5 protein-coding genes and 2 pseudogenes are annotated in these 8682 nt (G+C 67.8%); 4 read left to right on the top strand and 3 right to left on the bottom strand.

Translation table 11 applies throughout. The features are described from left to right. Positions 1 to 107 precede the first annotated feature (107 nt). Positions 108 to 686 (top strand): annotated as a pseudogene (locus tag BST44_RS28275) (tyrosine-type recombinase/integrase); the annotation flags it as partial. A 117-nt stretch (positions 687 to 803) separates the two neighbouring features. On the opposite strand, the gene BST44_RS28270 reads toward BST44_RS28275, so the two are convergent. From BST44_RS28270 to BST44_RS28260, 3 genes are read right to left on the bottom strand one after another with little or no spacing between them, the layout of a single operon-like run. Next, on the bottom strand, positions 804 to 1394 hold the full coding sequence (locus tag BST44_RS28270) for a hypothetical protein (RefSeq protein ID WP_101930903.1): 591 nt from the start codon (positions 1392 to 1394) through the stop codon (positions 804 to 806). Then, positions 1391 to 3880: a tyrosine-type recombinase/integrase gene (locus BST44_RS31405; RefSeq protein ID WP_007168436.1), complete on the bottom strand. Its 2490-nt coding sequence runs from the start codon at positions 3878 to 3880 to the stop codon at positions 1391 to 1393. The genes BST44_RS28270 and BST44_RS31405 overlap by 4 nt, the downstream gene beginning before the upstream one ends. Beyond that, the gene (locus BST44_RS28260; RefSeq protein WP_007168437.1) at positions 3877 to 5043 is read right to left on the bottom strand and encodes a tyrosine-type recombinase/integrase; all 1167 of its coding nucleotides are present in this window, start codon (positions 5041 to 5043) and stop codon (positions 3877 to 3879) included. Before BST44_RS28260 ends, BST44_RS31405 begins: the two co-directional genes overlap by 4 nt. A 135-nt stretch (positions 5044 to 5178) precedes the next feature. Here BST44_RS28260 and BST44_RS28255 point away from each other — a divergent pair. The 3 genes and pseudogenes from BST44_RS28255 to BST44_RS28245 all read left to right on the top strand — a co-directional run. Further along, a pseudogene (locus BST44_RS28255) lies at positions 5179 to 5679 on the top strand (tyrosine-type recombinase/integrase); the annotation flags it as partial. 312 nt (positions 5680 to 5991) lie between these two features. Beyond that, a complete protein-coding gene (locus BST44_RS28250) occupies positions 5992 to 7746 on the top strand; it encodes a tyrosine-type recombinase/integrase (protein ID WP_007168439.1) in 1755 nt (584 codons plus the stop codon). 26 nt (positions 7747 to 7772) lie between these two features. Next, entirely contained in the window at positions 7773 to 8645 is an 873-nt protein-coding gene (locus BST44_RS28245; protein WP_167380263.1) for a site-specific integrase, read from the top strand. Positions 8646 to 8682: the final 37 nt, after the last annotated feature.

The following is an 8682-nucleotide window of genomic DNA, read 5'->3' as shown; positions in this document are numbered from 1 at the left end:
CACGCGATGACCTTCATTCATCCGGCTACGACACGCCGGTCATCACCGGCTCGTACACCACTCTGCTGGACGCAACTCAGATTGCACGAGTTATCTCGCCGGTCTCGTTGCGTGAGTCGTGGACCGTTCTCGGCGACGACGATGCTCCGGTAGCGCCGGTCGACCGGTATCTGGCGTATCTGACCGACATCGAGCGATCACCGAACACGGTCAAGGCATACGCGCACGATCTCAAGGACTGGTTCGGTTTTCTCGCCGAGCGTGGTCTGGACTGGCGGGGCGTTCGGCTCGACGATCTCGGTGAGTTCGTGGCCTGGCTGCGGCTTCCGCTGCAGGCCCGGCATGGGCAGGTCGCGGTGTTGCCGTCGGTGCCGCATCATTGCACGGAATCGACTGTAAACCGCAAACTTTCGGCCGTCGGGGCGTTTTACACCCACGCTGCACGAGATGGGGTGGATGTCGGTGAGCTGCTGACCTCGTGGCAGGTCGGCGGCGCGCGCGGCGGTTGGAAGCCGTTCCTGCACCACATCAGCAAGGGCACGCCGAGGTCGAGGCGGGTGATCGCGTTGAAGACGCCGAAGAAGCTGCCGCGGGTGCTGTCGCCGGACGAGGTGCAGGCGATCCTGGACGGCTGCGGCCGGTTGCGGGACCGATTGCTCTTCGCCGTGCTCTACGACACCGGGATGTTCTCCAGGGCTCGGCCCCCGTGCGCCAGCGTGATTCTCTGAGTTTGTGCAGCTCAGAAGCTGATGTCGGAGATGCTATCCACCGCAACAGGTGTGGTGCAAGCAGACTCGCGCGTGTCATCGCAGCCGGGTTGGTGTGTTGAGTCGGGCCATGAGTTCGCGGTTGGCCGCCCGGGCTGCGGCGAGGTCTTCCTCGCGTTCGTCGAGTTGTTGCTTAAGGTCGAGGTTGTGCTGCTCGAGCTGGCTGATGCGCTGGTGGAGGGCGTCGATATCGGTGCGGGCGCCGAGCCCGGACTCGCGCCACGTCTGTTCACCGAGCGCTTCGGACAGCCGCTTCTCCAGCTGCTGGATGCGCGCGCCGAGCCGGGCGGCGCGTTCGTGGGCAGCGAGCAGATCGGCCTGCAGTGAGGCTCGGGTGACCCCAGGGCCGGTGTGCTCACTCGGGACTGGATCTGCTTGCAGCGCATGGATTTTCTCGAGCAGGTCGGGGTGTCGGTAGAGGAATGTGCGGTCAACGGCGGCGGCGCGGGCGATCGCGGTGGCGCTGAGCCGGTCGCCGGCGGCGGCGGCTTGGTCGATCGCGGCCAGCACGCGCCGGCGTCGGCGCATCGAGTCGTCGCGCCGGCCGTCAAGCATCGATCGGGTGCGTGTTGTCGACGAGACGGATTGTGCGGGTGTGTGATTCGACGTGGTAGCGGTGGTGGTCATGCGGTGGCCTCCGAGGCGATGGTTGTCGGTGCGGGTGGGGTGAGGCTGGGCATGCCCAGCGGGACGGTGTGGGCCGCGCGGTGACGGCGCACGATAGCGATCGCGTCGTCGATGCGGGCTTGCTCGGTCTCGTTGAGGTCGGCGACGTCTGCTTTGATGCGGTTGATCAGCCGCCGGATGCGGGTGATCTCCTCGTCGGTGGGGGTGGCATCGGCGCGGGCCCAGTCATCGACCCCGTCGATGGTGGCGGCCAGCCGTTCCCGGGTGCGTAGCAGATCATCGAGGTAGGCCTGCAGGTCGGGCAGGAACGCGATGTTGGTGCGGAAGTGATCGCAGCCCACGCAGCGGAACCGGACCGGGCAGGCCCCGCCGCCGGCCTTGACGTTGGTGGGTTCGGTGCAGGTGCCGTAGGGGACGGCGACCTCGCCGACGGCGTGGCGGGCGCGTTCGGATTCCAGCAGCATGCGCGCGTCACGCCAGATCCGGTTGCCGTGCCGGTCGAAACTGAGCGCGGTGACGGTGTCGACGGCGTCGCGGCGACGGTCCTCGCCGATGCGGTAGTAGCGCCGGGTCATGGAATAGCTACGGTGATCGAGCAATTCGGCCAGAACGTCGATCGGCACCCCGGCATCCGCGTGACGTTGGGCATAACAATGCCGATAGGCATAGGGCGTGACCTTGGTCTTGTCGACCTCGACCCCGTCGCGGGTGCGCAACACGGGCAGGGTCGAGATCCACTCGCGGTGCCGGTTGTCGAGCGTATCGATGCTGATCGGCTTTCGCCCCTCGGGGTTGCGGCGTGGTGTGGGCAGCAGTGTCAGTTCTGCGGGCGGGGTGTGAGGAAACATCGCCCGCACCCGGTCCTGCTGAGCGGCAATGACTTTCGCGGTAGCTTCGCCGATCGGCACACGCCGTCCGAGACGGTTGGCCTTGGCGTTGTCGTAAACCAGCACCGCCGATCCGTCCTTGTCGCGGTGCAGGCAGTTCAACGGCAAGGCGAGAATGTCCTCGGGCCGGCGCCCGGTGTCGATGCCGATCTGGGTGGCGACCCGCACCTCGACGGGTTCGAGGGCATCGAGGTGGGCGCACAGGATGGCCAGGACCTCCGGTGGCAGGTCGCGGCCGGGTTCGCCGCGTTCGGGTTCGGCGGGGATATCGCCGCGCTCGATGGCGAAATCGCCGGCCAGTCCGGCGGCTGTCTGCCCCGGCCGGGTCAGGCCGAGGGCGCGGATCCCGGCCAGCACCTCGCGCATGTCACGGCAGATGCCGTTGCGCCGGTATCGGCTGATCTCGCCGACGGACTCCAGATAAGCGAGTCGGTTGAGGAAATCCTCGATGTCGCTGCGGCCCAACGCCGAAGCGACGAGTCCACCATCGGGTCTGCGGCCGAGGAACTCCGACAGCAGCCGCAGCGCGTTGATCTTGCCGCGCACTCTCGCGGCGCCGCGACCTCGGTGGCGCGGGAGTTGTTCTGCTGCCCACCGCTTGACGGACTGGGCCAGCCAGGCCTGGCCGATCCCGGTGAACGACAAAGACCCGCGATGGCCGAAGACCGCGAGATCCCATGTGTCCTTTGCCTGTTCGCTGCCGGGATCGGCCAGAGCCCGCCGGACGTGCTGGGTCAGGGCGCTCCGCAGCGACCGCACGGACTTGTTGCGGGTGATCTCGGCCCGGTCGGTGGTGATCGAGGCGGCCTGTCGCCGGCGCAGCCCGTCGCAGAGCACCCGCAGCTCTACCTCGGTGATCTTCGCCCCGCCCCGGACGCGCTGCTGAACGCCGAACAGCACCTCGACCACCACCAGCACCGGCAGCGCGCGCAGGTTCACCCGCCCGCACTCGGCCACACCCGATTCCTGGGCTTGCCACCGATGCGAATCGAACTCAGGGTTGGTACCGAGCGCGCTACGCCAGCGCTGGTAGTGGGTGTTGCAGTAGCCGCGCGCGCTGTCGGCGGGCCGGGTGCACGCGGCCACCGCGCACGCGGGCATCGGCGGCAACGGCCGCACTCGCGGGTCGGCCAGGAACTGCTGCATCGACACCGGCGGTCGCCGCAGGCGGAACTTCTTGGCGTGCGGCTCGCACAACACCGCGTGCCGCACCGTCGGCACACACCGGCATCCCGGCACCGCGCACCGCGTCGCGGACGCGGGTTCGGCGGGCAGGCATGCGGCAGCGGCGATCTCGGCCGTGTTCATTCCCCGCCGAGTCAGGCGCGTGCAGCACCGATGACACACCGTGAGACCGGATTGCACGGTGTTCTGGCATCCCTCGGCCCGGCACACCGTCCGGCCCAACAATCGATGCTCCGCGAGCAACGACAACACCCTGGTCCGCGGATCCCACCCCGCCTCGTCCAAGAACCTGCGGTCGAGCATCCTCGCCAGCCGCGCGGCCGTGCCGATCACCACGACCCCGTCCAACACGTGCGGGGACTCGCCGCAGTCCTGCTCGACCGCGATTCTTTCAGCCAGCCCCACGGCGGTCACCGGGTCACCTGGGCCTGCTCGCGGGGACTGGGCACCGCATCCACGGCGGCCCGCAGCCGGGAGGAGTCCGGATGCAGGTAAACCTGCGACGAGGACACCGCGGCGTGGCCCATCAGGTCGGCGACCACATCGATCCCGGCCCCGGCATCAACAACGTTGCTGCCGAAGGCATGTCGCAACTGGTGGGGCCGCACCGCGACGTCGAGTCCGGCCCGCCGGGACGCCGCGGCCATCAACTCGCCGATCGCATCCGGCCGCATCGGCGCACCGATCCTGCCGCGGAACAGGTTAACGAACACGAAGTCACTGTCGGCGGCGCCGGTGACACGCATGCGTTCGAACTCGTAGACGTCGAACAGTTGCACCACAAGGAAATCCAGCGGCACCACCCGCTCCCGCCGCGACTTGGCCCAGGCCTGGTTCGGGTTGTCGTCTCGGCGCACCACATGCAGATGCGCGCGCTCGACATCGCAGCCCAGCCGCCGCGAGTCCACCAGCAGGTGCACATCGCTGCGCCGCAGCCCGCACACCTCCCCGCGGCGCAACCCGCCCCGCGCCATCAACAACACGATCAATCGGTCCCGCGCCGACCGGCACGCCCGCAGCAGCGCGACGATCTGCTCGTCGCTGGCCCGATCGATCGTCGTCTCCGGTTCCCGCAGCCGATGCCGGGCCCGCATCCGCCACGCCATCCGCCCGTCCTCGCCGCGGGCCTCCGCCGGCAGGTCCCGGTCATCGGCGACCTCATACAGCATCGACACCAGCCCCGCCGCGCCGTGGCCGGTCGCCACCGCGTGCACCACCATGCCCCGCACCGCGGTCAGCACCCCGTTGATCCGCGACGGGCCCCGCACCGCAGCAGCGCCAGGTCCGGCCACCACCACGCTCGCGGCGTCATCGACCGATGACCGGGCGTGAGCCAGCCACGTCATGAACAACGCGAAACCCTCCACACCGGCCTGCCAGGACCGGCCCGACCGGGCACACCAGCGCAGGAACAACGCGATCGAATGCGCATACGCCTTCGTCGTGGACTCGGCCGCGTCGTGGCCGAACCGCAGATGCCGCAGATACGCATCGGCGACATCAACCACCTGCAGGTCCTCATCCAGCACCGTCCAATACCGTTGCCCGGACGGCAAACTCACCGGGAATACTCGCATGGGCTCTCACTTTCGGGCCGACAGTCACAAACAACTACCAGCCACGAGCACCACACCCCCGGAGAAACGCCGAGCAACCCGCCCGATCATGTAGATCGAGCAACGTCCCGCAACAGGTCAGGAAACCCCGGAGAAGGGATGCGGATCGGCGAGGTACTTGGTTTGCGGCACAACGACATCGCCTCCGCTGAGCATGAAGTAACGGTGCGGCGACGCGACAACGCCAATGGCGCGCGCGCCAAGTCACAGACCGTCCGCACGATCCCGGTCAGCAGCGCGTTGATCCGATTGTTCGCCGACTACCTTCACACTGAGTACGGCGATCTGGACAGCGACTATGTGTTCGTCAACCTGTGGGGCCGTCCGCAGGGGCATCCGCTGACCTACGCCGCGGTCTATGACCTGGTGCGGCGGCTGCGCCGGCGGACCGGGATCGACTTCGACCCGCACTGGCTGCGACACACGGCCGCAACCCGGCTGCTGCGCGACGGAGTCAGCATCGAGGTGGTCGCGCATCTGCTCGGACATGCGCACGTGGCGACGACGACCACGACGTATGGGCACCTCACCGTGGAGGACGCTCGGCGGGTCATGGAACAGGCCGGTTGGTTCACCGATGGGCAGGTGCGGCTGTGAGGGCGCCGTCGCTCAAGCCTGCCGGCCCGTCGGGGCTGCTGGGCAAGCTGATGGCCGAGGTCCGCAACGAATTCCGCAGCAATGTACTGGAATTCGGGCCCGAGGATCCGGTGTTTGGTGGAGCCGAGTGCCGGGTTGAGGGGTGCGAGCGAACCGCCCGTGGACGCGGCCTGTGTGAAGGACATCGGCAACGGTGGCATGAAGAGGGGCGTCCGTCGCTGGAGCGGTTCGCCGTGTCGACCGATCCGCGGTGGCGGCGGCGACAACCCAACCAGCGCTGCCGGGTGCCCGGTTGCGGTTACGGCTCTGCCCGTGGCGGCATGTGCGGGCTGCACGCGCAACGATGGGAACGAGCCGGGCGCCCCAGCCTGGCGGGATGGCTGGCCGAACCACAGCCGTTCAAGCAGCCAGCGCCGGGCGCGACCTGCCGCATCCCGCATTGCGAGCTCTGGCCGCAGGGCACGTCTGCGTTCTGCCAAACCCACACCAATACCTGGAAGGGTCAACGGCAGACCCGACATTGACGAGTTCGCCGACCGCTTCGCCGCCGAAACCCCGCTGGCCAGCGAGCAGATCCGGCTCGACCGGCTGACCGGTCAGCTGAAGCTGGAACTGCAGTACGTGCTGCAACGCCGTCACGACGATCGGCAGGGCAAGCTGACCCCGGACGTGGTCATGCGCGTCGTGAAGGCACTGGCCGCAATAGGCGTGGGCTCCCTGCTCAACCACGACGAGGACATCTGGCACGACTGGGCTCGGTCGACGATCAATGACACTCGCTCCCGTGGGTTCCTCAGCTACGCATCCCGGGTGATCGCCGACCTGGCCGAAGCCGGCGGCTGGGACGCCGAATACCCGCGCGATGTCTGGCGCATGCGCCGGCTCGGCTACGACGGAGACCGCACGCTGCGGTTCGGCGGTATTCCGCAGCCGTGGCTGCGGGATCTGGCCAAGCGGTGGGCCCGGTGGCGGCTGTCGACCGGATTGGGCCTGGAAGCCGGCGGCGGCAGGCCGGTCGTTGTGCTCACCCGCTTCGCCGGGTTCCTCGCCGACATCGGCGTCGAGAGCATCGACCGGATCGACCGGCCGGTGCTGGAGCGCTATCTGGCCAACCTGCGCGGCGACTCCATCGGTGCCCAACGTCGCGGGACCCATATCGGGCTGCTCAACCGGTTCTTCGCCGCCGTTCGCCAACACCGTTGGGACACAGACCTTCCCGCAGACGCGATGTTCTTCGCCGAGGACTACCCGAAACGCGACGAACGGTTGCCTCGGGCACTGGCCGAACAGGTCATGGCTCAGCTCGAGGATCCCGACAACCTCGCCCGATTCACCGATCCTGCCCACCGGTTGATCACGATCATCTTGATGCGTTGCGGGCTACGGATCACCGATGCGCTACGGCTGCGCCGCGATTGTGTGGTCGCCGACGCCGAAGGTGCTCCGTATCTGCGCTACCTCAACCACAAGATGAAACGCGACGCGTTGGTGCCCATCGACGTGCAGTTGCGCGAGCTCACCGCCGAACATCGCAACCGCACCGCCCAGCGTTGGCCGGCAGGCACGCCGGTGTTGTTCCCACGGCCGACGAAGAACATTGACGGCACCCACCCGATCGCCAGCCCCACCTACCGGATGGCGCTGTTGCGCTGGCTGTCCGTCTGCGACATCCGTGACGAGCACGGCCAGCCGGTGCACCTAACCCCGCACCAGTGGCGCCACACCCTGGGCACCCGGCTGATCAACCGCGACGTCCCACAAGAGGTCGTGCGACGCATCCTGGACCACGACTCCGCGCAGATGACCGGGCATTACGCCCGCCTGCACGACACCACCGTGCGCCGCCAGTGGGAGGCGGCCCGCAAGGTCGACATCCACCGCACCACAATCATTTTCGACCCGTCCGGTCCGATCGCCGCGGCCGCCTGGGCCAAACAGCGCCTCGGCCGAGCCACCCAGGCCCTACCCAACGGCTACTGCGGACTGCCGGTGCAGCAGAGCTGCCCGCACGCCAACGCACCGTTGACTGAACTAACTGGCCCAGCCGCGTGGCGTGGCGCGGCGTAATGCGCCGGCCCCGATAGCTTTCGGCCATGAACCAAGAGCCAGTACAAACCAGGGATGTAGCCCGTCTTGTTGTTTCTCGCTGTGGGGAGCTCGCCTCAACCGGCGATCTGGGTGAGCCTTACCGGTTGATCGACGCCGAGGGCGCCGTCGTGGAATCAGTGGCCGCGTTTCTACGGGAGCTGCTCGCGGCTGGGCGTTCTCCAGCGACGCTGCGTTCCTACGGCATGGACTTGCTGCGGTGGTGGAGATTCCTCGGCGCGGTCGATGTCGATTGGCGCCGCGCGACGCGGATCGAAGCGCGCGATTTCAGCTGTTGGATTCAGCTGACGGTCAAACACCGGAGAAGGCCATCGTCGGACCAAGTGGTTGCAACCGTGGAGTCGGTTGGGCCGCCGAACCCCGTAACGGGCAAGGCCGCCCTCGGCCCCGGGTATGCCCCGGCGACGATCGCTCACAGCGAGACGGTGCTACGCGGCTTCTACGACTTCCAGCGTGACCTCGGTGCCGGACCGATCTTGAATCCGTTTCCCCTCGATATCGCACGTCGGTCGGAGCGGGCGAATGCCCACCACAACCCGATGGAGGCCTGGAAGCACGACCGTGTAGGGCGCTATCGCCCCAAAATGCCGCAGCGGATTCCGCGGGCGATACCCGACGATCGGTTCAACACGCTGTTCACCGCGCTGCCGTCGAATCGGGACCGAGCAATGGTTGCATTCTGGATCTCAACGGGAGCCCGCGCGTCCGAGCTGCTGGGGGTTCGCCAGTGCGATGTCGACCCAGGCCAACAACTGATCACCGTGGTGCGCAAGGGTTCCCGCGCCATACAGCAACTGCCCGCGGCGGCGGACGCATTTGTTGTCGCCTGCCAGGGTGATGGGACCTCTGGTTTGCCATGAGCATGGGACCGGGTTGTTCCGGTTGTAGGCCGTGCGT

Source organism: Mycobacterium scrofulaceum (assembly GCF_002086735.1).
Lineage (GTDB): Bacteria > Actinomycetota > Actinomycetes > Mycobacteriales > Mycobacteriaceae > Mycobacterium > Mycobacterium scrofulaceum.
This window is presented reverse-complemented; position numbering and strand designations above follow the sequence as displayed.